Genomic DNA, 25,643 nt, shown 5'->3' on the forward strand with positions numbered 1-25,643 from the left:
CCTGGCGATGGGTGCAGGTGAGTGATTGCGGAATGACCGCGACCACTCACCTGCAATTGAGGGCAGGCTGGCCATTTGTGACGGCGCACAGGCGAAGTAGACGGGGCGGACGTGGAATTCCGGGTAGGCCTTCGCCTTGGGGAGCGCACGCTCACGGCCAGCGCCTGACGTCGTGTATCCGCGCTCGCTCGAGAATGAGCCGGGCCTTGTCTCGTGTCTCGGAGAGAGCGTGCTCAGCGCAGGGGGCGCTTGAAGCAGTAGGCGACCTCGCCGTCCGTGACGAGCTCCCAGCCCTGCAGGCCCGCGGCCTTGAGCTGCGCGTTGATGGCTTCGAGCCTCGATTCACCCGGGCCCCATTGAGGCTGCATGCAGTAGTAGTCCCAGCGCTGAATGCCCGTGTCCGTCTGCGCGAGCGCGGGGGGAACCCACTGCACCCGTGACGCGGCGCAGCCGGCCAGGAATGCGAGTGCGAGCAGGAGGTTGCGGCGAGCCTGGGTCTTCATGGGCCTGTCTCCTTGGGCGGGCCGGGGTTTGAGGGGCCCTCCGAAGCTGAGCCTGCCCCACGTAACCGGGGCAAGCCCAGCCGCACGTGCCCTACCGGCAGTGGACGCTGTCCTTTCCGCACCGGGTGCGGTGGCTCGAGACGGGTAACCGGTCACAGATAAGGGCCTTCGGACGTCCATGGGTTGGTAGGGGCGCGGCAATCGAGCAGGCTCGAGCTGATCAAGCCGCCTTGGAGTGCAAGTACCCGAACGCGGGGGATTTCCCCCGTGAACGGTTGTTCCCTGGCAGATCAACTTCACGAGGCGTTGCATGTCACTCGACAAGTCCTCTCGTCCAACCATTCCGTTCACGATCTTCAATAACAGTGGATCGAGCAAGCCGGCGTACCTCTACCTGTTCAGCAACAAGACGCTGGAGTACCTCGTCGATCGCGAGGGCACTGTCGCGCGTTTTCCAGCAAACCAGCCGGGTGGCTCGTATGGTCTCGCGCTCGAGCCTGGCGAAAATCGGCTGAAGTTGCCACAGCTCGAGGCCGTGCGGGCGTATGTCTCGTTTGGCCGAAAGCTGCAAGTCGGCACGGATGGCAAAGGTCGCCCGATAACGGTGGATGCCGGAACTCCGAACAATAATCCAAACTATGACATCGTATGGGACTTCATTGAGCTCAACTGGCTCGCGACGGCCAATGGCGGGGTCGAGAAATCCCGGTTGCACGCCAACGTGACCCAGGTGGACGCGTTCGGGCTCGCACTGCGGCTCCAGTTTAGCGGCTATGATCCTGGCGCTCCGACCCGGGAGAAGCACTTCGACATGGGGTTCGCCAGCGATACCGCCCGGGGAGAGATCTTCGACAGGCTGGAGGCGGCGGAGCCATGGCGGCGGCTGGTCGTCAAGAACCAGCGGGGGGAGCGGGTCAGGGCGCTGATGCCGGGCTTTGCGATCGCCTACGGTGACCTCTATCCCGTCGATCTCCGGTTTCCCGAAACTCAGCTCGAGCCATACATTGACGCGTGCTTGAGCTATTACAAAGACCAAGAACACTCATTGGTCCTCGAGTATGATGGCGCGGAATATCGGTGCGTCATCGATGCGGACCAGTTCACGTTCATCCGCGGCACCGACGGGCAGAGGTACACGATGGGTGTCAAGAACCTCAAGCCACCGATCACGAGGACCGGGACGGGGACTGAGGCCGTCTATCGCAATGCGATTCAGTCATACCCAAACGATGGGCCGGGCAACCGGATTGCGGCGGTGTTGGGGGCTTCGTTGTTGCGGTCGACGCTCATGAACGACTCGCGCTTTCCGGTTCCGCAGGCCGACCGGGGCCTTTATTACCGGAATGAGCCGGTCTTTCTCTATGCCAAGGCGATCCATGAGCGCGCCATTGCCAGGCATGCATTCTGTTTCGGCTACGACGAAGTGGAGCTCGACGCGGGTAACGGCGAGGTGATCAATCCTACGTCGCTGACCCTCACGATCAACGCGGGCGCCTGATGCTTGAACCTGGGCCCGACAGCGATGGTGAGCCGCAAGGGGTGGAGCGCCCGCCGATCTCCGGGAAGCGCTCGTAGGCCCGTTTAAGCACGCCCAGGTGGGCAGGGAGGACTTCGGTCAATGTCCTGGCGCGCCCCGCCTGCGCGAGTCCCTCCGTCTCCCTCACCACCTCGGCGGCTTGCCCGCTCGCTTTCGCGGCGCGGGAGAAGCGCTCGAAGGCCCGTTCCGCTGCGGTAAGCTTTCCATCCAACGCTTCCCATTGACGCGGCTCCAAGTCATTGCGCGCCCGAAACAACAGCGCCCGGGCCTGCTCCAGGTCCGCCTTTCCGATCCGCGACTGTGGCCGCAGGTCCATCTGCCCGGACACGAGCTGGATGCGCGGGTGCGAGGGCGGCGTCGGGGCGAAGGCATGGGGCCGTGGCATCGCCGGAGCGGCGGGCGCGCTCGCGCAGGCTGCGAGAAAGAGCAGGAGGGTGCTACAAACGAGCAACCGCATGGCCACGTCGTTTCAATCAAGTGTGGAGGATTGGGTCAAGCCGGGCGTGTGCTAGAGTCTACTGGTCTACCCTGACGGCACGACAACCTGGGACTGACCAGGAGCAGCAGTCCCAGCACCGAGTACCGGAGGAGGGCCTCGAAGGGGCTACCCGCGCCGATGACCTTGTCGGAGCGTGAACTCTAGCTCACTCGCTCCGTCGGGGGTGCCCCCGGCCCGCAGACGCGCATCGGTATCACGACGGCGGTGAAGCTGCGGTGGTCCGGCGCGTGGAGCCTGCCCGGGCTGTGCTCATCGCCCTCTCGCCCTCTCGGGGGCAGGAGGCGGGGTAGGCGGCCGGAACTCCTAGCGGGCTCACAGGACGGCCGGCTGCCCGGGCGTGAGCAGCCGCAGCCTCGGGTCACCCGCGAAGGCGGCGCGGACCTCGGCTTCCTCCGCCAGCGGCTCGAAGGTCCCGAAGTGCATACCTACCGCACTTTCAGCGCGAGTTCTGCGCCGCGAGAATCTTCGGCGTGCGCGGACGCATCAGCCGCGCGGACAGACGCGCCACGAACTCGCGCGTGAACCAGCGACTCGACAGCGCGGTGAGGTAGTTGCCCGTGCCGTGCACCACGTGTGACCGATTCGCGTCGAAGGCCTTGAGCCCCACGTACACCACATCCTCCGCCGACGCCTTCTTGCCGAACGCCGCCTCTTCACCCGCGCGCGCGAAGAACGGAGTGTCGGTCGCACCCGGGCACAGCGCCAGCACGCGCACGCCGCGATCGCGGTATTCAGCCCAGAGCGCTTCGCTGAACGACAGCACGAAGGCCTTGCTCGCCGCGTAGACCGCCATGAACGGTACCGCCTGAAAGGCCGCCGTCGACGCCACCTGGATGACGCCTCCCTGGCGGCGCTCGAGGTCGGGCAGGAAGACATGCGTCAACTCGACCAGCGCCCCGATGTTGAGGTCGATCTCTTCCCGCTGAGTCTCCAGGGAGAGCGCCTCGAAAGGTCCGTAGCTCGCGAAGCCCGCGTTGTTGATCAACACATCGACCGTGAGTCCCATGCCGTGCACCGCGTCGCGCACCCGCTTCGCCGCGCCCGGCTTCGCCAGGTCTTCGGCCAGCACATCGACCTTCACGCCGTGCGCCTTCGTCAGCGACGCCGCCAGACTCCGGAGCCGCTCCTCACCTCGTGCCACCAGCACCAGCCGCGCCCGGCGGCGTGCCAGCTCCGAGGCGAACGCCGCTCCGATGCCCGTGGAACCGCCCGTCACCACCACTGTCTTGTCCGCGAAATCGAACATGGATACCTCCTTGTGCACCCATGATGCGAGTCCGGCCATTTCTCAGGAACGGACATGGCTGGTAACCTGTTTTCCATTCATGCAAACCCTCGTTCCCACCTGGGATGATCTCCGCGTCCTGCTGGCCCTGCATCGGCACCACAGCTTCCTGGCGGCCGGGCGTGCGCTGGGCGTGTCCACCTCCACTGTGGCTCGACGCATCGAGGCGCTGGAAGCGGCGCTGGGGCGCGCGCTCGTGCACCGCGGCAGCGCGGGCACCTCGGTGGAACCCGGCGCGCTCGAGCTGGTGTTTCTCGCCGAGCAGCTCGAGCACGGGCTGGACGCCGCGCGACGGGATGAAGGGGACGCGGCCTCGAGTCTCGCGGGCACGGTGCGCATCTCGGTGGGCGAAGGCTTCGTCCGCCCGCTGACGCAGCTGCTTTCGGAACTGCGCCGCAAACACCCGGAGATGCATTTCGAGCTCGTCTCCGAGTCGCGCCTGAGCGACCTCTCGCGCCGCGAGGCCGACATCGGAATCCGCAAAGCGCGTTCTTCGTCACCGGTGCTGGTGGAGAAGTCCGTGGGGCGGTTGCGCTTCGCGCTCTTCGCATCACAGAGCTACGTCGAGCGGAGGCTGCGCGGTGGTCAGCTCCGGGCGGGCGACTTCGAGCGGCACGACTTCGTCGGCTACGACGGTCCGCTGCGCAAGCTGCCGCAGGAGCAATGGTTGGTGGCACAGGGGGCGACGCGGTTTCCATTCCGTTCCAATTCCGACTTCGCACTGCAGACGGCAGTCGAGCTCGGCCAGGGCATCTGTCTGATGGCCGAAGCGTTGGGGCGCGAGCTCGCGAGCCTCGTGAGGCTCGACGTCGATGTGCCACTGCCCTCGGTGCCGGTGTTCCTCGTGTTTCATCGCGAGCTGCGGCAGGTGCCCCGCATCCGCGTGGTGGCGAGCGCGCTCGAAGCGGCGCTGCGTCGCGGGCTGAGCTGAGCTCGGGATATGCCATCCCGCGAGCGAGCGAAATTTGCTGAACATGCCGCTCTGCCACGTGTCTACCGCAACTGCTGGGGCCTGCGAGGCGACTGTTCCAAGGGTTCAACTGGACAAAGTCGTCGAGCCCGAGGCCCGGGCGTTCGAGGTCCGGTTCGCCTGAACGCCTGGAGGGCACGCGGCATGTGCCCGGGATTGTTCAACTTTTCCTGGAGGCCATTGCAGTCCGCACGCAGCGGGACTAGTCATGCCGCGAAACGCCGAGTCCCGCCGTCAGCGGGAGCGGGGGACCCAGGTTCGTAGGGGCGAGTCGCTCAGTACCGAGCGTAGGGCAGGTTCCCAGCCCGAGTCCGTCAGCTAACCCCGCAGGCGTCGAGGAGAACACCGATGTCTTCCGACCCCAGCAGTCACGGGCCGGGCTCGCCAACGTCCGCGGGCTCGGCCGCTCCCGTTTCCACCCCGTCGTCCTCCCATGGCCACCGTGCTTCCGGCACGGGGCCCGAGCCGTTCGCCCGGCTGGCGCCCCTGGCCCTCGGCGCGCTCGGCATCGTCTACGGCGACATCGGCACCAGCCCGCTGTACGCGCTGCGCGACTGCTTCAGCGGTGAGCACGGCATCGCTCCGACGCCGGAGAACGTGCTCGGCGTGCTCAGCCTGGTCTTCTGGAGCCTCATCATCGTCATCTCCGTGAAGTACCTCGGCTTCGTGATGCGGGCCGACAACCGCGGGGAGGGCGGCATCCTCGCCCTGTTGGCCCTGGTGGTACAGCGCGGAGGACGTGAGGGCAGCGGCGCGCGGCGCATTGTGCTCCTGACGCTCGGCCTCTTCGGCGCCGCGCTGCTCTACGGCGACGGCGTCATCACCCCGGCCGTCTCGGTGCTCTCCGCCGTGGAGGGGCTCGGCGTGGCCACGCCGCTCTTCACCCCGTACGTGCTGCCCATCGCCCTGGTCATCCTGCTCGCGCTCTTCCTCGTGCAGAGCAAGGGCACCGGCGGCATCGGCCGGGTGTTCGGCCCGCTGATGGTGGTGTGGTTCACCGTCATCGCGGTGCTGGGCGCCCATGAGATGCTGCGCAACCTCTCCGTGCTCCAGGCCCTGGTGCCCACGCACGCGGTGCGCTTCTTCGCGCAGAACGGGTGGCACGGCTTCCTGGTGCTGGGCGCGGTGTTCCTCGTCGTCACCGGCGGCGAGGCGCTCTACGCGGACATGGGCCACTTCGGCTACCGGCCCATCCGCCTGGCGTGGTTCGCGGTGGTGCTGCCGGCGCTGCTGCTCAACTACTTCGGGCAGGGCGCGCTGCTCCTGAGAGACCCGTCCGTCGCCGTCAATCCGTTCTTCCACCTCGCGCCGGACTGGGCCCTCTACCCGCTGGTGGCGCTGGCCACGGCCGCCACCGTCATCGCTTCGCAGGCGCTCATCTCCGGGGTCTTCAGCATCACCCGGCAGGCCATCCAGCTCGGTTACTGGCCCCGCCTCGAGGTGGTGCACACCTCCGCCGAGGAGCAGGGGCAGATCTATCTGCCGGGCGTCAACATCGCGCTGCTCGTGGGCGTGATGCTGGTGGTGCTGGGCTTCCGCTCCTCCGCCGCCCTCACGGCCGCGTATGGCATCGCGGTGACGGCCACGATGGGCATCACCACCTGCCTCGCCTACGTCGTGGCGCGCGAGCGCTGGGGCGTGCGGCGCGCCATCGCCGTACCGCTGGGCGCGGCCTTCCTCGCGGTGGACCTGGCCTTCTTCGGCGCCAACGTCGTCAAGGTGGCCCACGGCGGCTGGCTTCCGCTGACGATGGGCGTCGTCCTCTTCACCCTGATGACCACGTGGAAGCGTGGGCGCGAATTGCTGGGGCAGAAGCTGCGAGTCGCCTCCCTCGGCCTGAAGGACTTGCTGGAGAGCTTCGGCGAAAACGCGCCCCACCGCGTGCCGGGCACGGCCATCTTCATGACGGGCAACCCCGAGATTGCCCCCAGCGCGATGCTCCACAACCTGAAGCACAACAAGGTGCTGCACGAGCAGACGCTGCTGCTCACCATCACCACCGAGGACGTCCCGCACGTGCCGTCCGCCGAGCGGGTGACGGTGGAGAGCCTCCCGCTGGGCATGCGCCGCATCACCGCGCGCTATGGCTTCATGGATGACCCGTCCATTCCGGATATCCTCAAGCGCTGCCGCGAGGCGGGCCTGCCCTTCAGCGTGATGAACACCAGCTTCTTCCTCGGCCGGGAGACGATCATCATCAGCAAGCACCCGGGCATGGCGCGCTGGCGCGAGCTGCTCTTCCTCTGGATGAGCCGCAACGCCCGCTCGGCCACCGCGTTCTTCCGCATCCCGCCCAACCGCGTGGTGGAATTGGGCGCGCAGGTGGAGCTGTAGCCGCGCGCTGGCGCGAGGTGGCGGCAGGCACGGCCCGCCACCTCGCACGGGCCTCACGGCATCAGGTCGCCGGGCGGACCTTCACGCGCATGTAGCGGCCGTCGTCCTTCTCCTTGACAGGGAAGGTGTCAAAAGACTCGTTCCAGTGGTTGTAAGGCGCTGTACGAATCCTTTGAGTGATGCCTGGAGGCTACCCATGGATCCATAGGGTGAAAGTCCCGAAGCGGTAGAAGGTCGAGGCCGCATAGCTTGGATGGCACCGACAGAGGAGACCCCTGCGGTGAAGCCCATCGACAAAGCCCCGGAAAGCGGGGTGAGCGAGTGAGCGGGCCGCAACGACGAGTGAACACCCGGTAGAGGCCTCGTGATTCGTTAACTCCGGATGCCGAGCCGACTCAAAGTTCTCAAGCGGGAGACACTCGAAGCCGCCTACCTGGAGGCCCGCCGCAAAGGCGGTGCCCCTGGGGAAGACGGAGAGACGTTCGAGCGCATCGAGGAGACGGGCCGGGAGGAGTTCCTCGCGCGGATAGTCGAGGAATTACAAACTTCCAAAGGAGGGGGGCAAAGTGCGCGTCATCTCGATTCCCTCGATACGGGATAGGACCGTGCAGGGAGCACTCCGCCTGATATTGGAACCCATCTGCGAGCCTGGCGGAGTCTTGTGGGAGCCTGGCGGTAGCGTGTGCCCTGGCGAGGTGTGGCTGGGGAGGGGCTGGTGGGGACGCACGGGTCGTTCCACCGGTCTGGTGGACAGCGAGCGCGGGATGCTTCTGAGCGCCAGAGGAGAGCCAGCTCAGGGCTCGCAGAAGCCGCCGCGCACCCACTCGTTGGCGACGTCTCTGTTGAACTTGAAGGTCACGGGCACGCGATGCTTCGCGACGGTCGCGCCAGCGTCGTCGACGGCTGAGAGCAGCGCGTGGGGCTCATACTCATCGGCCACGATCTCGAGCCGAACCTCGTACCAGCGGCCCTCCCAGGCGATGGAGAGCTTCTTGGTCATGGCCTGGTCGCGCTGTCGCGCGGAGCGGTCCAGGACCTCCGAGGCCGTTTTCACGAAGGTCGCGAACGCCGTCGCATCGAAGGGCTTGGGGTTCTTCTTATCGCGGCCCATCACCCACGGACTGATGAGGACGGGCTCGGCGAGCCCCTGCTTGCGGATTTCCACGGCCCAGCCGTCGTCCTCCTCGTTCTTGATGACCCTGGCCGTCCAGCCGTTCTTCCGCCAGAACGTGGGCTCCATGACCTCGGGCTCGGCAGGTGTGCGCTCGTCGCTCATGGGTGTTCCTCATACCCTCCGATTGCCATTTGCCAGAGAAGTATCTGCCCCCTGCGCTACTGTGCCCCATGGGGGTGCTCGCCCCCCTTACAACCGGCGCAGCGCACGGCCTTGCTGGCCCCAGCCCTCTCCGCCTCCCTGCACCCGCGCGCCGCCGAGCAAGAGGGCCCCCATTCCGCCTATACGCAAGAGGCGCTGGTAGTTACCGGCGCGGGAGGCAGGGCCAATCAGGGCGGAGAGTTCGACCCGGGGCGGACTGGCTCACAACCTTCACCTTTTGCCGCACCCAGCCTCCGAGCAAGGACCAAGGTTTCGCCACGCCCGGTGCAAGAGCCGGGGGGGGCACCTTGAGCGCGATGGCCACATCCCGTCATGAGCGCCCCTGTTCGCGCAGGTGCTGGACGGCTTCGAGGTCCACCTCGCGCTGGGGAGGCCCCAACCCGGGTTCATCCCCGCCAGCGCTTCCACTTGAATAGGGCGGGGTATGTCAGAACGAATCTGCCGGCATCTGGATTGATGTAGATAAGTGACCTACATGGGCTGACGAGCTTCACCCCACGCCCTTGCAGCTGGTCTACGTAGACAAGTTGCTCGACGAGACACCTGGAACTGCCCACGCGGCCTGCAAAGAGGGCCCCGGCGCAGAGGCCACCCCAGCAGGTGTGGTGTTGGCTTGGCGCAGCCACCACCACCAACTCCCTGCCGCTCTCCTCAAGCAAGAGCGGCCAGGGCGGCAGTGTGCCCCATGGGGGTACTCGGCCCCCTACACCGGCGCCGCGCACCGCCTTCTCGGTGAGTGTCAACGTAGTTGTCGCGAGAAGCTGACTCAAGCAGTAGGCTGGAGAGAAGGCACTGCCGGGGTGGTGGGCGAGGAGGGGTTGAGGCGGACAGGCCCAGTAGGAGTCCAGTCGCGAGTGTTGCCGCGCCAGCGCGCGGGGTGACGATGGCGAGCGCGCTGGTACACCTGGTCACGCTGAGCGAGCAGTTGAGCCTCGCGGCCAAAGTGTCTGTCGTCCGGAGTGACGAAGCGGATGGCGCTGTGGCGATGCTGGCAGTTGTACCAGCTGACGAAGGAGGCCACCCAGGAGCGAGCTTCCTCGAGAGAGGAGAAGGGCTTGTCGGGGAAGCTGGGAAGGTGGCCAGCATGGTGGCCCCTTTCATGGGCCCACCGTTGTCCGAGTGCAGGGTGAGGCCCTGGGGACGCCCGGCATCTTCCCAGCAGCTGCGGATGAGGGCCGCGGCCTTCTCGGTGGACTCCTCCGCGTGCACCTGCCAGCCCATGACGCGACGGCTGTACACGTCCACCACCAGGTAGAGGTAGAGGAAGGCTCCGCGCACCGGCCCCTTGAGGTAGGTAATATCCCAGCTCCACACCTCCTCCGCTTCCCTGCACCAGCCCGCCGCCCAGCAACAGTGCCCCCATTCCGCCTATACGCACTGCTATTCAGGCAAGATGGTTGTTGAAGAACGACGTGAGCTTGTCCCACGGGATGAGCTTCACCCGGTCGTAGAGGTCCACGTGGCCAGCGCCAGGCACGATGTAGAGTTCCTTCGGTTCGGAGGCCTTCTTGAAGGCGTGCTCGCTGAAGATGCGTGAGTGCGCCTGGTCGCCCGTGATGAACAACACCGGGCGCGGGGAAATCCAATCAAGATGCTCGAAGGACCAGAAGAGCGACATGGCAGCGCCACTGGTGAGCGACATCGCCGTGGTCGAGCGCGGATGGTGGCCGCGCGGCGTGCGGTAATAGTCGAAGAACTCTCTATCAATCGCCGACGAATGCTCGGTGATGACTTCAGGCGTTCCAATCACCATCGCTCGCTGTCCACCATCCACTTCCGCCCAGCGTTGCGCTGCGATTTTCTCCAGGTTCTTCCTGAGTCCGGCTTTGTCCAGGCTCTCCGCCAGCCCCTGCCGGCTAGCCTGGCCGATGTCGTACATGCTGACCGTGGCAACGGCCTTGATGCGAGGGTCGATTTCCGCAGCCGCCAAGCCAAAGCCGCCACTGCCACAAACGCCGATGACGCCGATGCGGTTCCGGTCGACCAACGGATTCGTGCCGAGGTAGTCGACGGCGGCGCTGAAATCCTCGACGAACGCCTCCGGGGAGGCGATGAAGTGTGGCTGGCCTCCGCTCTCGCCGTTGTAGGAAGCATCGAACGCGAGGGTGATGAAGCCGCGTTCGGCCATGGTCTGCGCATACAGGCCGGAGGTTTGCTCTTTCACGCCACCGTAGGGGTGACCAACGACGATCGCGGGTGCCCGCTTCTTCCGGTCCAGGTTCTTGGGTACGTACAAGTCAGCGACCAGCTTGATGCCGAGTCGGTTATTGAAGGACACCTTCTCGTGGTTCACCAGAGGGCTTCGCGGGAAGGTCTTATCCCAGACCCCGGTGTCTTGCGCGAACGCAGCGCCTCGCGCAGGATGCTCCGCAGCCTGGCAAGCGCTCGCCCCCAGCGCGGCAACGACTCCCACCAACTTGAGAAGGTGACGTCGGCCTGCGCCCGGGCCCGCGGATTTCCTTGGCACCGCCTTTCCCGCGGCATCAGATCTCGTTTCCATCGTCGATCTCCTGGTCATGACTTTCATCTCCGCTGTTGTGGCTGCTTCTTCCTGACCACTGCGAAGAGAACATGCACTCCGGCACGCCGATGAACCAGGAGTCTGCCGGTGAATGGGCTGCTAAGCGCAGCTTGACAGTGCGCGCGGCGCGAGCGCCGCGCGGACGGAGCGTACCGCGTGCTCATCGTGACCAGCCGTGGCCATCGCGAACACGTCATACCGCCTTGGTGGAGAGTTCCCTGGCGGCCTCCACGAAGAGGCGCAGCGGCCCCGAGCGCTGTGCGCGACTGGGATAGTACAGGAAGAAGCCCGGCACGGTGGGGGCGTACGCCTCGAGCACCCGGACGAGCCGGCCGCTGCGCAGCTCCTCTTGCACCGCCGGCTCCAGGGCATACGCCAGGCCCTGCCCTTCGGCTGCGAGCGCCACGCTGGTCGTGTGGTCGTTCGTGGCGATGCCGCCGCGCACGGGCACGCGCCAGCTCTTGCGCCCTCGCTCGAGTTCCCAGACGTAGGCGGTCCCGGTCGTCTGGGAGCGCAGCGTGATGCACTCGTGGCGCAGCAGGTCCTCGGGCCGCTCGGGGGTGCCGTGACGCGCGAGGTAGCTCGGCGCCCCCACGACGACGAAGCGGAAGGTGTCCGTCAGGCGCACCTGCACCATGTCGCGCTCGATGGACTCGCTCAGGCGCACGCCCGCGTCGTAGCCCTCGGCCACGATGTCGACGAATCGCTCCTCGACGACGACCTCCACCTCCACGCGCGGGTGGCGCGCGCGGAAGGCGGGCACGACGGGCGTGATGAGGAAGGGCACCGCGGCTCGCGGGACGGACAGCCTCAGCCTTCCGACGACCTCGCCGGGTTGCGCCGAGACGCCCTGGAGCGCGGCGAGCGCCTGGGCCAGTCCTGGACCGGCCTCCTCCACCAGCCGCCGCCCCGCGTCCGTCACGGCCACGCTGCGCGTGGTGCGGTTGAGCAGCACCACGCCCAGTTGTGCCTCGAGCTGGCGCACCGACTGACTCACCGCGGCCGAGGAGACGCCGAGCTCGCGCGCCGCCCCGCGGAAGCTCTGGAGGCGCGCCACCACCAGGAAGACGTGGAGCTGCGGGAAGAGGACCGTCTTCATGGACGTGGTTCCTTGGGAGCGCCGCTGTGGCCCACCTTGGCGACCCGGCGGGAGCAGCGGCGGAAGGCGAAGCGGAGCCACCATACTATCAACCCCTCAACGGCCCGCTCGCTCCTCGCCGTCTGGTGTGGGCGGGGCCCGGCACGTACTCCCGCCGCCACGCCTTGCTGCTTCAGCGAGCACGACCCCGAGGGCCCACTGTCAACCAGGGCTGAACGGCCCGTTCGCATTCAGCGCGTAGCCCCCGGCGGAGCCGGGGGGTTACCTCTGAGCACGACTTCGAGCTGGAGCAGACGATGGCAACGGGAAACGAGATGGGACGGTTCACCGGGAAGGTGACGGCGAACAGACGGTCCAACGCAGATGTCGATGCCTTGGTGCGCACGCAACAGCCCGAGAAAACCATGACCATCCAACTCGCCGGCGCGTCCGTGGCGCCGACCCCTCGCTCCGCGTCGTGGGGAGCCGTGTTCGCGCTCACCCTGTGTGTCTCGACCCTCATCGCCTCCGAGTTCATGCCGGTGAGCCTTCTGACGCCGATCGCGTCGGACCTTCATCTGAGCGAAGGCGGCGCCGGTCAGGCGATCGCGGTGTCCGGCCTGTTCGCCGTGGTGACGAGCCTCTTCATTGCGTCCGCGGCCAAGGCCATCGACCGCCGGAAGCTGCTCCTGGGTCTCACCGGCTTGATGCTGGCCTCGGGCCTCGTCGTCGCCCTGGCGCCGAACTTCACCGTGCTCATGATCGGACGTGCCCTGCTCGGCGTCGTCATCGGAGGCTTCTGGTCGTTGTCGGCGGCCACCGTCATGCGCCTGGTGCCCGAAGAGGACGTGCCGCGTGCGCTCGCCTTGCTGAACGGCGGCAACGCGCTGGCCACCACCGTCGCGGCGCCGCTCGGCAGCTTCCTGGGGCAGTACATCGGGTGGCGTGGTGCGTTCTTCGTGGTCGTTCCGCTCGCGGCGATCACCCTCGTGTGGCAGTTCTTCACCTTGCCTGGGATGCCCACTGAGCGAGCCGCTCCGCCCCCGAGCACGTTCGCCGTCCTTCGACGCCCCAAGGCTCTGGCGGGCATCCTGGCGGTCACCTTGCTCTTCATGGGCCAGTTCGCCCTGTTCACGTACCTGCGTCCCTTTCTGGAGACGGTGACTCGGGTCGGGGTGTCCACGCTTTCGCTGCTCCTGTTGGGCATGGGCGCCGCGGGGCTCCTGGGCACGTATCTCATCGGATTCTTCGTGGCCAGGCGGCTGACTGCGGTGCTCATCGCCGCGCCACTCGCGATGGCGGTTATCGCGGTTGTCCTGGTCGTCCTCGGCCGGTCCCTTCCGGCCACGGCCCTCCTCCTTGCGGGTTGGGGGCTGATCGGCACGGCGGTGCCGGTCGCGTGGTGGACGTGGCTCAGCCGCACACTGCCGCACGACGCGGAAGCTGGCGGCGGACTCATGGTTGCGGCGGTCCAGCTCGCAATCACGGCTGGCGCCTCGATCGGAGGACAGCTGTTCGACCGCGGCGGCTACCAGAGCACGTTCGTGGCGAGCGCCGCGCTGCTCGGGGGAGCGGCGCTGCTGGCGTTCAGGGCGTCGCGGGCGGTCGGGGCTTCCGGCGGGAGGGGGGCGAGCGATTCTGGAGCACCTGGGCCTGGCCACGGCAGGTGCGGAGCTGGCCCAGGCGCGAGGGCCACATAAGGCCGCGTGGTGTTGAGGCTCAAGCCGCCAGGGCCAAGAGAGCCAGGCCCCTGCCGCACACCTCCTGGGAGGGCGGCCAGGGCCAGCGTGTACCCCAAGGGGCTGCGCGGCTTCTCCACCAGCCTGGCGCACTGCTCGGGCGGCCCCGTCAGCGGCCCTCCGCTTCATATCGAAGGAGGCGCGGCTTGACGGTCTATGACATGCATGCGGCTGGGGTTCCGTCCCGGAAGACGATGCAACTCGCCAACTCCATTCATTTGTCGAAAGCCCCCGCGCTCGTGGATGCTCAACGCCATGTCCTTGACGCTCACCGCCTCGCTGTGAGGGAGCCCCTCGTTGTCGAGGAGTCAGCTTGGGGCCGCTCACCGAACGAGACGCTTGTCGCGCTCGCGCGCTGAAGGAGCCCCTGGGCGACACGTCCGCTGGTGCGCATATGCTGCGCCTTCGCTTGTCATCCTGACGGAGCCTGCCATCATCGAGCGCCTATGTGGTACCCCGTCGCGCTCGCGCTCCTCCTGCTCCATGGCCTTGCGGCTCCGGTGCTCGCGGCCGGGCAGCAGCCCCCGGCGGGCGCCCTGCGCGTGTTCCTCGACTGCGAGGCGTGCGACGAGGATTTCCTGCGCTCAGAGCTCACCTTCGTGGACTACGTGCGGGACCGGGAGGTCGCCGATGTCCACGTCCTCGTGAGTACCGAGAGCACCGGCGGGGGCGGGAGCGTGTACGAACTGCGCTTCCTCGGCCGCGGCCACTTCGAGGGCATCGAGCAGGTGCTCCACTCCAGGTCCGAGCAGATGGACACGCTCGACACCCGCCGCCGGGGCCTCGCCCGGGTGCTCGCGCTCGGGCTCGTGCGCTACGTGGCGGAGACGCCGCTCGCGGACTACCTGAAGGTCGACTTCGAGGTGCCGCGCGCAGCGGCCGAGGCGGCCACCCGCGACCCGTGGAACTTCTGGGTCTTCAACATCGGCTTCTCCGGGAGCCTGAGCGGCGAGCGCTCCGACGCTCAGACCTCCCTGAGCGGCACCCTCAGTGGCAACCGTACGACGGAGTCGTGGAAGATCAACCTGCGCTTCGATGGCGACTACAGCAAGCAGCGCTTCGAGTTCGAGGAGGGGGGAGCCTTCACCACGGCCTCGCACTCCCTGGGCGCGTCGGCGCTCCTGGCCCGGTCCGTGTCGCGCCACTGGTCGCTGGGCCTCACAACCCACGCTACCTCCTCCTCCTTCCACAACTACCGGCTGCGCCTCCGGGTCGCGCCGGGCATCGAGTACAACGTCTTTCCCTACTCGCAGGCCACCCAGCGCATCCTGACGCTGTTCTACACGGTGGGCCTGCAGAACCTCGCGTACCGGGAGGAGACGCTCTTCGGTCGCATCTCCGAGCGCCTGCTGGACCATCGCCTGACCACGACGCTGGCCCTGCAGCAGCCCTGGGGCACGGCCTCCGCTTCGCTGGAGTTCGCGCAGTTCCTCACCCGGCCTGACAAGTATCGCCTCACCGGCGAGGTGAACCTCGAGATGCGCCTCTTCAAGGGGCTCTCGATGGATGTGAGCGGGAACGTGGCGCGCCGCCGGGATCAGATCAACCTGCCGCGCGGAGCCGCGACCGAGGAGGAGATCCTCGTGCGCCAGCGGGAGCTAGCCACCGACTACGAGTACGGGCTCAACCTCGGCTTCAAGTACACCTTCGGCTCCATCTTCAACAACGTCGTCAACCCGAGGCTCCGCGGCGCGGATGGGTTTTGACACGGCTCGAGGGGTCTCTGGAGTGACTGTCCTGGTACGTCGAGTAGCCCCACCCGGTGACCCAGAGGCGGGCGCCCGCGAGGCCATGGGCCGTGAGCACCGAGCGGACGGTGTCGAACTGCACCCTAGAAGCATGGCCGGCAGAACTTCCCCGGCGTCCCGACCTCTCCAATGCGATTGAGGTCGGCACAGACGCCGCTCAGGCAGTCCATGTCGCGTGAGCAGGCCGTCCCCTGGAACCGCTTCACGTAGCAGGTGCGGACCCCTCCAGACTCAGCTCCGCACACCTCGTCGGCCGTGCACTTGCCGCCCGTGGTGCAGTCCTCGCCCAGCCCGGGAAGCCGCAGGCAGACCGCGCGGCTCGCGCCCGGCGGGGTGGCGCAAAGCTGGCTTGCGCACTGGCCGGAATGTTCGCACGCCTGTCCTTCTGCGCGCCCGGCCTCGCAGGTCCCGCTCAACCGGTTCATCGGGTTGAGCACGCACGTGTGCCCGGGGTTGCAGGCCGTGTCGGCCGTCTCGGGGAAGCACAGTCTTCCGACGTCCTGGAGGGGCTTGCACCGCGGCCTCAGCCGCAGGGGGGCCCGCGAGCTCACCGACACCATTGACGAGCTGTGCCGCACCCGGGACGAGGCCCGCGCCGCCTGAGGGGGCCCGGTCTGACCGCCTTCCCTGTCGGCGCACGTCCTGGGAACGGGCTCGGCAGGGAATGGGAACAGGGTGCCTCATTGCCATTCCCGCGCCGCGGCTTTCCCTCGGCATCTCCCCATCAGCGCCGCAGAGCAGTCGAGGCCCTCCCACTGCCTTTGGTGCCTCCTTCTCTTGCGGTGAACAAGCTGAAACTGGCGGCGTCAGGAAAGAGGATCCCGGGTTCAAGCAGGACGGTGCCATCCGACGAACGAGCACGCACTCAACGCGAGAAAGGAAGAAGGAACACCATGTCGAGTGGATGGAAGAATCGGTTTGGTTTCAGGGGGGCAATGCTCACGGTGGGGATGGTGGTCGGCTCGGCGGTCCCTGCGCTCGCCCTTGCGCATGGTGGGGCGGAGGACCAGCAGACGCAGTACGACAAGGACACCGGCGGCTCGGGAGGCCATGACGACGAGAAGAAGAAAGTCTGCCACAACGGAAAGACCATCGAGGTGGGCGCCCCCGCGGTGGACGCCCACCTGCGTCATGGTGACAAGAAGGGCCCCTGCCCTCACGGCGGCCACGACCACGACCACGACAAGGACTACTAGGACACGGGCCTCTCCGGCTCCAAGCAGAGCCGGTGGTAGCGGTCGGCTCCTGGGACGGTCCTTCCCACGGCAGGCGCAGCGGCGCCCCGGAGGCCCCGCTCGTCGGCCACCGGGCTCCTTCAGGCTCAGGCCGGCGCGGTGGCGGGGGCCTCGCTGCGCTCCGCGGTGCCCTCACGCAGCTCCATTCCCAGCGCGTGCGGGTTGAAGTACGCGTAGAAGCGGCGGATGCGGTCGCCGTCCCATTCGATGATGGAGACGCCCTCGTAGGAGATGGCCGCGCCGTTGTGAGCCGTGCTCCCCCAAGCAGGTGCGGAGGAGGCGTAACTGCTCGCCGGCCCCCGTCATGACGAGAGGGGCCGCGACGTGAGACCTCCGGGCCACGAACCTGGAGGTGCACGTGGAGAAGGAGTTGGATGTGTTCGCCTGCGTGAGGTGTGGAGGCAGGAGGCGGGTCTTGGCGTACGTGACAGCACCTGGCTGGGTGCGCGCCATTCTGGCGCACTGGGACTGCCTACGCGGCCTGTCAAGCGGGCCCCGGCGCAGGGGCCCCCCAGCAGGCGTGGTGTTGAGCCCGGCGCAGCCACGACCCACAACTCCCTGCCGCTCTCCTCAAGCCAGGGCGGCCAGGGCAGCCGTGTGCCCCATGGGGGTGCTCGCCCCCCCTACACTGGCGCCGCGCACGGCCTTGCTGGTCCCAGCCCTCTCCTCCTCCGCCTCCCCGCACCAGCCCGCCGCCCAGCAACAGTGCCCCCATTCCGCCTATACGCGGAAGGAGAGAGGCGGACATGACGGCTTCGAGTTCCTATGACAGCACCTCTCTGTTCAACCTGCAGGGGGAGATCAACCGCCTGGGGAACAACGTCGAGCGGATGTGGCCGAAGGAGAAGCGGAACCTGTTGGGGTTCGGGCTGGGGGCGGGAATGTTGGTGCTGGAACTCGGCAGCGGCCCGGGGTTCTTCACCGAGCGGTTGGCGACGCTGGTGCCCAACGGCTCCATCACCTGCATCGAGCCGGAGCCGGCGTTCGTCGAGTACGCGCGCGGCCATCTGAAGGACCGGGTGGGGGTCCCGCATCGCATCATCCAGGGCACCGTCGAGGACGTGGAGCTGCCGGAGGGGAGGGCTCGTTCGACTTCGCGATTGCCCGGGCCCTGTACGGGTTCGTTACGGATCCACTCGAGGTGACCCGCAAGCTGATGCGCTGTCTCAAGCCGGGGGGCCGTCTGGTGCTGACCGACCATCTGGTGTGAGGGAAGCGTTCGATGAACACGCGCATGCGAAGTGAACGCGGGCGGACCACGACTCATCTGAGCGGCGAGGTAGGGGGGCTGGGCGTTTTGACAATCACTGCTCCGGGCTCACTCTCGGGTCATCCTGTGGATTCTGCTACCTGGGCGGAGCCATGGAAGGTGTCCCTGGGACGGTGTCAAAAGATTCGACCGAGAGCGGGACTCGCGCGGTTGCATGTCGGGACGGGTGGATCGCCGGGGCCCTTCACAGTTTGGCGCAGACGTTGTCGATCCAGAATTCCTGACCTCCGACTCTGAGCCTTTGTACCGCACCGGTCAGGATCACGATGCCCTTCTTGCCGCCGGCCACAGGCGTTGTGGAGACGGAGATGCTCACGCCGCCGATGGGGCTTGTCACTGACGAAATATCTCCGGCGAATAGGGAGCTGCCGTTGACGGAGATATTTTCGGTTCCTCCCATGTCGAGAAACTCGAAACTGACTTCTTTGGGGGTGAACCCAATGGCGCTGAAGTCGAACTCCAGGTTGATGTTGTTGCTGCGCATGCTTTGGCCGCTGCCGAACGGAGCCGAGTCGATTTTCGCGACATTGAACGTCCCGCCTCCGCCCGCGAAATTGAAGTCGTGGACCGAGACCGCGATGCCGTTCGCGGTGAAGATGACATCGCCGCTGTTATGCCCGGCGGGCGCTCCATACTCAGTACCCAGGATCAGCGGTGGCTCGAAGTCCACACAGGCATGGCCGGCGCCCGCCTTCAGACTCCGGGGACCGACTCGCTCGGTGTGCAGTGTTTCGACTTGCCCTTCCCTGCCAGCTGCAGTGTAGACGGCGACCACGTCGAGCTCCGTCTCGCTCTGGATGACGACGAATCCCTTCAGGAAATCGCCCCTCGTTGTAGCAATTTTGAAGATGTCCCGAGTGTCGATCTCCAGTGCTTCATCCGGACCGAGCCTGGCATCGTGAAACTTGGACACCGGACCCGGCTTCAACCCCGGCAACCCGACGGCGACCTTTACGCTGAAGCGGATCGTCGTGGAGGTGGGGTTGTGAACGTTGACCGCAGTGAAATAGGTTCCGGGTGCCACGACCTCGCCGTCCGATTTCCCGCAAACGAATTTCGCCGCGTACTGAAACGTCACGCGTTCCATCGGTCCGTCCGTCAAGACTTCCGTTGCAACGGTGCTGTTTGCCATGGGTCTCTCCATTGGTCGTCGGGTATGGATATAAGGATTGAGTCGAGGACTCCCCAGTGTGACGTGGGCCTACGATTGGATTCACGAGCTGGAAGGTATCGGTCTTCTCCAACTCCTCCTCGAGGACGCTCCAGCTTCCAGGCGAGGTCCCCGAGTTGCGCGACGACGTGAGCCTCGGGGAAGGTGGTCGGCACGAAGGTGGAGAAGTAGCTCGGATTGGCCGCTGAGCGCGCGGCAGGGGAGCTGGGCCTGTGGGCACCTGGGGTTGTCCACGGCACCCGGGGATCACATCCGGCACTTCACTCCTCTGTCTTGATGAACCCCATTCCGCAGCAGCGGTCAGCTCCGGGGTTACTCCCAATTCTTCCTCCCCCAGGCAACTCAAGGGCTCTAAAGGACCCCTGATCCCTGGTTCTCTTGGGTTTCGCTCACTCGGAGGGCTGAGCTGCTTTCGGTGAGTCCCGGAGACGGACACTTGGGGTCGTGCAGGATCGCGGGCAACCAGTGGCAGGAGATCGGTCACGCCAACAACGTCGTCGCGATGGCGGCGACGCCGAACAAGCTCTTCTGCGCGACGAAGGATGACAAGCTCTGGGTACAAGCCGCGTAGCCGATGCGTGGGCAGCCCTATGCTCCCAGAGCGGAGCGGCTGGCCAGCAGGTAGAGCGCCGCTTCCGAGGGGCTACGGCACAAGAAGTCCGGGTCATCCGTGTGCGCGTACGACCAGGCCATGGTAGCTTCCGTGGACGAGCGCCCAGATCTCATCCACCGGGCGGTAGGGCCGCTTACTACTCTGCTCGGCGTATTCTCTCGCCCGTGCCAGTCGTGCTTCGCGCTCCAAGTGCCCTCACCCTGAAGGCTTTTTCTGGGCTGAGGAGGGATTGCCTGCCTCCATGGTGGGGCTCCTTTGTCGTCCGGGACATGAGATAGATGATGTGGCCATACGGACGGGACGGAGCCATCGCGCGTCCGCTGGGATTTTGAGCTTGCGGCCTTACCACAGAGGTTGGCAGCATAACCCTCCTGTACACGTAGCCGGGGCAAGCCCGGTTTTTGGAGTCACTCCTTCAGGTGCAGGGCCTCGCCCAGGGCCGCCTGCTGCACCTGCTCGGACGAGAAGGGCAGCGCTACCCACTCCTTGCGCGAGTAGAGACGGGTCTGGTCCACGTAGTGGGGACTGGCCGGGTCGGCGGATTGAGAGAAGCCGAGCAGGGCGGTGGCGACCGGACCCGCGTCATCGAAGGTGACAATCTGCATATAGGTGGGGCCCTGGATGACGGGCGTGTACTCACCCTTGGCATTCGGCCCTGGCGTGGTGGCGACGTTGAAGACCCCCTCGCCGTGCAGCCCTCCATGCATGGGGATGCGCTCACCCTGGGGCGTGCCGTCGGCGGTCACGTACTGCAGGCTGCCCAGCGTGGCGTCCATCGCCACCGCGGCCTGCTGAAAAAGGCGCACCGCGTCCCCCAGCGCCGCCCTCGTCGCGGCGTTGATGACCAGCGTGTTCGGGGTCTCGACGGGCTTGCTGGCATCGAATGGCACCGCCCATACCGGATTCGTCACGCGCCGCCAGAACTCGCGGAAGACGTGCGCCCCGCGGCTATCGATGTTGTTCGTCCGGTCCCAGGCGGCGAGCGCGGCACATGCGGCCGTCACGTCCACGGTCTGCCCGCCGGAGGCCGGCCAGGCCCGACGGGTTGCCTCGTCCGCGCCATGGCAGTCGGTGAGCACCTGGTCGAGCACCAGCTCCGCCGCATAGCTGCGATTCCCGAAGAACACCGCCTGCAGCTTCTCGGGGGAGAACAGGTTGCCACCGAGCCCGTCGGCGTTGCTGAAGCGATCCTGGACCTGCACCAGCCCCATGCGCGTGCGCAGAGAGCGTTCGCTCGCCTCGGGCTGCAGTATCTGGCTCCGCATCAGCGGCGAGAAGCCGGTCAGGGGGGCCTGTGGGTTGCTGAGCCAGTAACTGTCGTTGGAGTTGGTGACGTAGTCGCGCCGGGTCAGTACGGGCATGTTGCCCGGACCGAAGGTGCCCTGCTGAGGCGAGTCCGCGTCGCTCCCCCACTCGCAGGCGGCCGTGCTGCCGTCTAGCGCCGGCAGCCCCATGCTGGCGAGCGCCTGCCGGATGGGGTTCGAGCCCATGCAGGCCGTGAACTTCTCCTGGGTGACGTGAGGCACGGTGGAGAGGTCCGCGTACAGCGCGTTGCCCTCCCGGTCGGCGGCGATGGTGTTGATGAATGACAGCCCCATGAGGGTCCTCACCTTCTGCTCGAGGTCCGCCACGCTGGTTGCCTGGTTCATCCGCCACCACTGCTCGATGCCACGCAGATTTTCCCCGGCCGCATCGCGGATGGAGAAGGCAATGTTGTTCGTCCCCCAGGCAGGTAGCTGGTTGGAGAGCGAGCTCAGCTCCACCATGGGCCCATGGTGGGAGGTGTAGATGACGCCGGTGTGGCTCCCGCCATTCGGCAGCGCCACGGTGACCTCGTGGCGCTCAATGGAGCGCTGCTTGGTCTCGCCGCTGGCGTTGCGATAGATGTACTTGAGCGGCTGCCCCTCGACGAGCTGGAGCTGGTAGAAGGTGAATCGCCGTGCGAAGGAGACGGTGTGGCTCCAGGCCACATCCTTGTTGAAGCCGATGTTGACGAAGGGCTGTCCCTGCTGGCCCGCTCCCATCACGTCCAGCTCGCCCGGCAGGGTGAGGTGGAACTGGTAGAAGCGCTGCACGCCCTGCCAGGGCTCATGCGGGTTGCCCAGCAGCAGGCCGCGACCATTCTCGCTCGCCTCCGCGCCAAAGGCATAGGCGTTGCTGCCACCCGTGAAGTCCCCTTCCTGGTTGACGCGTGCCAGAGCGATCAGCGGAGTCGCACTCGAAGCGAGCGTCGAGATGCGGGGGGTTGGCCCAACGCCGCCCCCCCCTGTACCCGTCGGAGGGTGCGCGCTGACGATGGCGTTGATGAAGTTGAACAGGCCGCCCCGCGTAGCGGCCTTGTTATAGACGGCCGCCAGGTCCAGCTCGGAGATCTCTCGCACCCACGGGGCGCCGGCACAGCGCGCGTCGACGTTCGCGGGCCCCGTGTCACGCACGTAGCGGCTATAGCCTGCGGCGTAGCCACGGATGGCGGCCCGCACCTGCGCGGGCTGCGCATTCAGGAAGGCGGTGAGGCCCTCCTGCCGGTTGCGCCAGGTGTAGAAGACGTCACTGAGGATGTTGGCCTGGCTGGGCTCGAGGTAGAGCGCCCGCTTCCCGGTGGCGGTGACGATCTCCTCAGCGAGTGAGCAGAGGTTGTCCTGTGCGAACGAGTAGCCCACGCCGTAGCCGAGGCTGCCGTAATCCTCCGCCAGCACGTGGGGAATCCCGAAGGCCGTGCGCTGTACCTTGACCGAGTAGGTGGCGCCCGGGCGGCCGCCATCGCCCGGATCGGAGCAGCCCGCGAGAGCGACTACGAGGCCGACCTTCAGCCACCGGCTCAGGGCATGTCTTCTTTGGATGTGCATGGAGGTTCCGTGAGGAGGATAGGAGGGCGCAAGGTACCGGGGGCGCCAGACCTCGGACGATGCGACCCGGGGCGGGGTGGACTGCCATGTGCGCGACGCATCCACGGGTGAGGACGAGCCAACCCGGGTGCCAGGGGCGAGGCGCTCCGCGCTACTCACTGCCCGACTCAGGCCTATAGTGGCGCCCTTCGCTGAGGGAGGTGAAGGGATGCGTGCCTACGTGCTGGGTTTCCAGGAGGTCGACCGAACCCGAATCATGGTTGTCGGGGGGAAAGGCGCGAGCCTGGGGGAGCTTTCCAGGCTGGAAGGGATCCGCGTGCCGGATGGCTTTTGCGTTTCGACCGAAGCCTTCAAGCGGCTCCTGGGAGAAGCGCCGACGATGGGCGAATGGCTCGAGCGGTTGTCGCGTCTGAAGGCGGAAGACCGGGATGGAATCCGGGAGCTCAGCGCGGAGATCCGCACGATCATCGAAGGGATGGCCATCCCTGAAGACGTTCAGGAAGCGATCACCGGCTTCCTTTCCAGGCTTGGCGAGCAAGCTGCCTATGCCGTCCGGTCCAGCGCGACGGCGGAGGATTTGCCGACGGCTTCCTTCGCGGGCCAGCAGGACACGTACCTGAACGTCATCGGGAAGCCGGCGATCCTGGCGCACGTCAGCCGGTGCTGGGCGTCGCTCTTCACCGAGCGGGCGGTCACCTACCGCATTCAACATGGCTTCGACCACCGCAAGGTCCACATGGCGGTGGTGGTGCAGAAGATGGTCGTCCCGCGGGCGGCCGGAACCTTGTTCACGGCCGAGCCCGTGACATCGAACCGGAAGGTGTCATCCATCGAGGCTGGCTTCGGCCTCGGTGAGGCCTTGGTCTCCGGCCTGGTGAACGCCGATGGCTACAAGGTGCGGAACGGCCAGGTCACCGAGAAGACGGTCGCCACCAAGAAGCTGGCGACCTGGGCCTTGGCGGATGGCGGTACGCAGGAACGGGCGATCGAGCCCGAGCGGCAGAACAGCCCCGTGCTGACGGATGAGCAGATCGTGCGGCTCGAGCGCCTGGGCAGGCGGATCGAAGGGCACTTCGGTCATCCCCAGGACATCGAATGGTGCCTGGTCGACGACGCGTTCTACATCGTCCAGAGCCGGCCCATCACGACCCTGTACCCCATCCCGGAGGTGGGTGATCGAGGCAACCACGTCTTCGTATCCGTCGGCCATCAACAAATGATGACCGACCCCATGAAGCCCTTGGGGCTGTCCTTGTGGCAGTTGACCGCCGCTCGCCCCATGTATGCGGCGGGTGGAAGGTTGTTCGTCGATGTCTCGAAGGAGCTGGCTTCACCGGCGAGCCGGGGCGTCGTGTTGAATGGCCTGGGCAGATCCGATCCGCTCATCAAGGATGCCCTCATGACCCTCATCGAGCGGGGCGATTTCATCGAACCGTCGCCCGCGGATCCGCCAGCACCGGGTCCCGCTCAAGGCAAGCCAGGGATGTCGCCTGCGGGTTCCCCCCCGCCTCTCGACGACGATCCGGCGATCGTCGCCGATTTGATCGCGCGCAGCCAGACGTCGATCGAAGAGCTGAAGCGGAACATCCAAACGAGATCCGGAACGGAATTACTGGATTTCATCCTGGAAGACGTTCAGCACTTGAAGAAGAGCTTGCTCGAACCGCGGAGCTTCAGCGTGCTCATGGCCGGCATGAACGCTTCGTCTTGGATCAACGAGAAGATGATGGCGTGGTTGGGCGAGAAGAACGCCGCGGACACCCTCTCTCAATCCGTGCCGAACAACATCACCTCGGAAATGGGGCTGGCGCTGCTGGACGTCGCGGACGCGATCCGGCCTCACCCGGAGGTGGTCGAATACCTGCGAAATGCCAAGGATGAGGGCTTCTTGGAGGGCCTGGCCCGGTTGGAGGGTGGACAGGCAGCCCACGACGCCATCTCCGCTTATCTCGACAAATTCGGCATGCGATGCGTCGGGGAAATCGATGTGACGAGGACGCGTTGGCGCGAAAGACCCACGACCCTCGTCCCCTTGATCCTCAGCAACATCAAGACCTTCGAGCCCGGAGCCGGCAGCCGGAAGTTCGAGCAGGGGCGGCAGGAGGCCTTGAAGAAGGAACAGGAGCTCCTGGCGCGATTGAAGCAATTGCCGGATGGGGAGCAAAAAGCCGGAGAAGCGCAACGGATGATCAGCCGGCTCCGGAACTTCATCGGCTACCGTGAGTACCCGAAATACGGCATCGTCAATCGCTACTTCCTCTATAGACAGGCCTTGCTGAAGGAAGCCGATCGGCTCGTGCGGGCCCACGTGATCCATGAAAAGGAAGACATCTACTATCTCACCTTCCAGGAACTTCGCGAAGTGGTGCGCACGAACCAGCTGGATGGCCAGATCGTCAGCCGGCGAAAGGACGAGCACGAACGATACCGGAAGCTGACGCCACCGCGGGTCATCACGTCCGATGGTGAAATCGTCGCAGGTGCGTACAAACGAGCCGATCTCCCCGCAGGAGCCCTCGTCGGTCTACCGGTCTCCTCGGGCGTGGTGGAGGGACGAGCCCGCGTCCTCTTGGACATGGCCGACGCTGATCTGGCAGTGGGGGATATCCTGGTCACCTCCTTCACGGACCCCAGCTGGACGCCCTTGTTCGTGTCCATCAAGGGCCTGGTGACCGAGGTGGGGGGACTGATGACCCATGGCGCGGTGATCGCCCGGGAATACGGCTTGCCGGCCGTCGTCGGAGTGGAGCAGGCGACCAGGCGGATCCAGGATGGGCAACGCATCCGCGTGCATGGAACGGAAGGGTACGTCGAGATCCTGCCCTGGCCGGGCCAGCCCGACAGGTAGGCGGGCGGCACGTGGTCGGTCAGCCAGACGCTCCGCCAGTGGGCGCAGCTCGCCGTCGCGATGCGCTCCTGAGCGCCAGAGCCCCTCCCTCCGGCTCATGTCACCAAAGC

19 protein-coding genes, 2 pseudogenes and 1 riboswitch are annotated in these 25,643 nt (G+C 66.4%); of the genes and pseudogenes, 10 read left to right on the top strand and 11 right to left on the bottom strand.

Annotated features, from left to right (window positions below):
* Positions 1 to 233 precede the first annotated feature (233 nt).
* Entirely contained in the window at positions 234 to 503 is a 270-nt protein-coding gene (locus JRI60_RS07855; RefSeq protein ID WP_204225232.1) for a hypothetical protein, read from the bottom strand.
* A 310-nt stretch (positions 504 to 813) separates the two neighbouring features.
* Between JRI60_RS07855 and JRI60_RS07860 the strand changes: the two genes are divergently transcribed.
* Complete coding sequence (locus JRI60_RS07860) at positions 814 to 2,001, top strand: beta-1,3-glucanase family protein (RefSeq protein ID WP_204225233.1); 1,188 nt, start codon at positions 814 to 816, stop codon at positions 1,999 to 2,001.
* Here the strand turns inward: JRI60_RS07860 and JRI60_RS07865 are convergent.
* Positions 1,985 to 2,497 (bottom strand): DUF5953 family protein, encoded by a 513-nt coding sequence (locus tag JRI60_RS07865; RefSeq protein ID WP_204229505.1) that lies wholly within the window; start codon positions 2,495 to 2,497, stop codon positions 1,985 to 1,987. The genes JRI60_RS07860 and JRI60_RS07865 overlap by 17 nt on opposite strands.
* A 478-nt stretch (positions 2,498 to 2,975) precedes the next feature.
* A complete protein-coding gene (locus tag JRI60_RS07870) occupies positions 2,976 to 3,785 on the bottom strand; it encodes an SDR family NAD(P)-dependent oxidoreductase (protein WP_239470400.1) in 810 nt (269 codons plus the stop codon).
* Positions 3,786 to 3,864: 79 nt separating this feature from the next.
* Here JRI60_RS07870 and JRI60_RS07875 point away from each other — a divergent pair, with 79 nt between their 5' ends.
* On the top strand, positions 3,865 to 4,755 hold the full coding sequence (locus JRI60_RS07875; protein ID WP_204225235.1) for a LysR family transcriptional regulator: 891 nt from the start codon (positions 3,865 to 3,867) through the stop codon (positions 4,753 to 4,755).
* Positions 4,756 to 5,003: 248 nt separating this feature from the next.
* Positions 5,004 to 5,142, top strand: a riboswitch (cyclic di-AMP (ydaO/yuaA leader).
* Positions 5,143 to 7,128, top strand: a complete 1,986-nt coding sequence (locus tag JRI60_RS07880) for a potassium transporter Kup (RefSeq protein ID WP_204225236.1) — start codon at positions 5,143 to 5,145, stop codon at positions 7,126 to 7,128.
* A 793-nt stretch (positions 7,129 to 7,921) separates the two neighbouring features.
* Here the strand turns inward: JRI60_RS07880 and JRI60_RS07885 are convergent.
* The 4 genes and pseudogenes from JRI60_RS07885 to JRI60_RS07900 form a co-directional block, all read right to left on the bottom strand.
* Positions 7,922 to 8,404, bottom strand: coding sequence for a hypothetical protein (locus JRI60_RS07885; RefSeq protein WP_204225237.1), 483 nt, complete (start codon positions 8,402 to 8,404; stop codon positions 7,922 to 7,924).
* 919 nt (positions 8,405 to 9,323) lie between these two features.
* Positions 9,324 to 9,781, bottom strand: a pseudogene (locus JRI60_RS53125) (transposase); the annotation flags it as partial.
* Between the two features lie 67 nt (positions 9,782 to 9,848).
* A complete protein-coding gene (locus tag JRI60_RS07895; RefSeq protein ID WP_204225239.1) occupies positions 9,849 to 10,757 on the bottom strand; it encodes an alpha/beta hydrolase in 909 nt (302 codons plus the stop codon).
* A gap of 421 nt (positions 10,758 to 11,178) precedes the next feature.
* Positions 11,179 to 12,084: a LysR family transcriptional regulator gene (locus JRI60_RS07900; RefSeq protein ID WP_204225240.1), complete on the bottom strand. Its 906-nt coding sequence runs from the start codon at positions 12,082 to 12,084 to the stop codon at positions 11,179 to 11,181.
* A 296-nt stretch (positions 12,085 to 12,380) separates the two neighbouring features.
* On the opposite strand from JRI60_RS07900, the gene JRI60_RS07905 reads away from it, so the two are divergent.
* Both JRI60_RS07905 and JRI60_RS07910 read left to right on the top strand, forming a co-directional pair.
* On the top strand, positions 12,381 to 13,763 hold the full coding sequence (locus tag JRI60_RS07905) for an MFS transporter (protein ID WP_239470401.1): 1,383 nt from the start codon (positions 12,381 to 12,383) through the stop codon (positions 13,761 to 13,763).
* 485 nt (positions 13,764 to 14,248) lie between these two features.
* Positions 14,249 to 15,508: a DUF481 domain-containing protein gene (locus tag JRI60_RS07910; RefSeq protein WP_204225241.1), complete on the top strand. Its 1,260-nt coding sequence runs from the start codon at positions 14,249 to 14,251 to the stop codon at positions 15,506 to 15,508.
* A 125-nt stretch (positions 15,509 to 15,633) separates the two neighbouring features.
* On the opposite strand, the gene JRI60_RS07915 is transcribed toward JRI60_RS07910, so the two are convergent.
* On the bottom strand, positions 15,634 to 16,101 hold the full coding sequence (locus JRI60_RS07915; protein WP_204225242.1) for a hypothetical protein: 468 nt from the start codon (positions 16,099 to 16,101) through the stop codon (positions 15,634 to 15,636).
* A 384-nt stretch (positions 16,102 to 16,485) separates the two neighbouring features.
* On the opposite strand from JRI60_RS07915, the gene JRI60_RS07920 reads away from it, so the two are divergent.
* Entirely contained in the window at positions 16,486 to 16,746 is a 261-nt protein-coding gene (locus tag JRI60_RS07920) for a hypothetical protein (protein ID WP_204225243.1), read from the top strand.
* A 125-nt stretch (positions 16,747 to 16,871) separates the two neighbouring features.
* Here the strand turns inward: JRI60_RS07920 and JRI60_RS54945 are convergent.
* A pseudogene (locus JRI60_RS54945) lies at positions 16,872 to 17,039 on the bottom strand (nuclear transport factor 2 family protein); the annotation flags it as partial.
* A 492-nt stretch (positions 17,040 to 17,531) separates the two neighbouring features.
* Here JRI60_RS54945 and JRI60_RS07925 point away from each other — a divergent pair.
* Positions 17,532 to 17,930 (top strand): class I SAM-dependent methyltransferase, encoded by a 399-nt coding sequence (locus JRI60_RS07925; protein ID WP_204225244.1) that lies wholly within the window; start codon positions 17,532 to 17,534, stop codon positions 17,928 to 17,930.
* Complete coding sequence (locus JRI60_RS55065) at positions 17,897 to 17,995, top strand: hypothetical protein (protein WP_430384397.1); 99 nt, start codon at positions 17,897 to 17,899, stop codon at positions 17,993 to 17,995. The genes JRI60_RS07925 and JRI60_RS55065 overlap by 34 nt, the downstream gene beginning before the upstream one ends.
* A gap of 244 nt (positions 17,996 to 18,239) precedes the next feature.
* Here the strand turns inward: JRI60_RS55065 and JRI60_RS07930 are convergent, their stop codons facing one another.
* Positions 18,240 to 19,187, bottom strand: a complete 948-nt coding sequence (locus tag JRI60_RS07930) for a hypothetical protein (protein ID WP_204225245.1) — start codon at positions 19,185 to 19,187, stop codon at positions 18,240 to 18,242.
* Between the two features lie 475 nt (positions 19,188 to 19,662).
* Between JRI60_RS07930 and JRI60_RS54405 the strand changes: the two genes are divergently transcribed.
* Positions 19,663 to 19,797 carry a hypothetical protein gene (locus JRI60_RS54405; protein WP_275439146.1) on the top strand — a complete coding sequence of 45 codons (135 nt, stop codon included), beginning with the start codon at positions 19,663 to 19,665 and terminating at the stop codon, positions 19,795 to 19,797.
* Between the two features lie 449 nt (positions 19,798 to 20,246).
* Here JRI60_RS54405 and JRI60_RS07935 read toward each other — a convergent pair whose 3' ends face one another.
* Positions 20,247 to 22,685 carry a penicillin acylase family protein gene (locus JRI60_RS07935; protein WP_204225246.1) on the bottom strand — a complete coding sequence of 813 codons (2,439 nt, stop codon included), beginning with the start codon at positions 22,683 to 22,685 and terminating at the stop codon, positions 20,247 to 20,249.
* Between the two features lie 208 nt (positions 22,686 to 22,893).
* On the opposite strand from JRI60_RS07935, the gene rph reads away from it, so the two are divergent.
* Positions 22,894 to 25,533, top strand: a complete 2,640-nt coding sequence (rph, locus tag JRI60_RS07940; RefSeq protein ID WP_204225248.1) for a rifamycin-inactivating phosphotransferase — start codon at positions 22,894 to 22,896, stop codon at positions 25,531 to 25,533.
* The last annotated feature ends 110 nt before the right edge of the window (positions 25,534 to 25,643 follow it).

Origin of the sequence: Archangium violaceum (genome assembly GCF_016887565.1) — a bacterium.
Taxonomy (GTDB): Bacteria; Myxococcota; Myxococcia; order Myxococcales; family Myxococcaceae; genus Archangium; species Archangium violaceum_B.

Coding starts and splice junctions, on each gene's coding strand:
- JRI60_RS07855 (WP_204225232.1), bottom strand. CDS start 503: ATGAAGACCCAGGCTCGCCGCAACCTCCTGCTCGCACTCGCATTCCTG.
- JRI60_RS07860 (WP_204225233.1), top strand. CDS start 814: ATGTCACTCGACAAGTCCTCTCGTCCAACCATTCCGTTCACGATCTTC.
- JRI60_RS07865 (WP_204229505.1), bottom strand. CDS start 2,497: ATGCGGTTGCTCGTTTGTAGCACCCTCCTGCTCTTTCTCGCAGCCTGC.
- JRI60_RS07870 (WP_239470400.1), bottom strand. CDS start 3,785: ATGTTCGATTTCGCGGACAAGACAGTGGTGGTGACGGGCGGTTCCACG.
- JRI60_RS07875 (WP_204225235.1), top strand. CDS start 3,865: ATGCAAACCCTCGTTCCCACCTGGGATGATCTCCGCGTCCTGCTGGCC.
- JRI60_RS07880 (WP_204225236.1), top strand. CDS start 5,143: ATGTCTTCCGACCCCAGCAGTCACGGGCCGGGCTCGCCAACGTCCGCG.
- JRI60_RS07885 (WP_204225237.1), bottom strand. CDS start 8,404: ATGAGCGACGAGCGCACACCTGCCGAGCCCGAGGTCATGGAGCCCACG.
- JRI60_RS07900 (WP_204225240.1), bottom strand. CDS start 12,084: ATGAAGACGGTCCTCTTCCCGCAGCTCCACGTCTTCCTGGTGGTGGCG.
- JRI60_RS07905 (WP_239470401.1), top strand. CDS start 12,381: ATGGCAACGGGAAACGAGATGGGACGGTTCACCGGGAAGGTGACGGCG.
- JRI60_RS07910 (WP_204225241.1), top strand. CDS start 14,249: ATGTGGTACCCCGTCGCGCTCGCGCTCCTCCTGCTCCATGGCCTTGCG.
- JRI60_RS07920 (WP_204225243.1), top strand. CDS start 16,486: ATGCTCACGGTGGGGATGGTGGTCGGCTCGGCGGTCCCTGCGCTCGCC.
- JRI60_RS07925 (WP_204225244.1), top strand. CDS start 17,532: ATGACGGCTTCGAGTTCCTATGACAGCACCTCTCTGTTCAACCTGCAG.
- JRI60_RS07930 (WP_204225245.1), bottom strand. CDS start 19,187: ATGGCAAACAGCACCGTTGCAACGGAAGTCTTGACGGACGGACCGATG.
- JRI60_RS07935 (WP_204225246.1), bottom strand. CDS start 22,685: ATGCACATCCAAAGAAGACATGCCCTGAGCCGGTGGCTGAAGGTCGGC.
- rph (WP_204225248.1), top strand. CDS start 22,894: ATGCGTGCCTACGTGCTGGGTTTCCAGGAGGTCGACCGAACCCGAATC.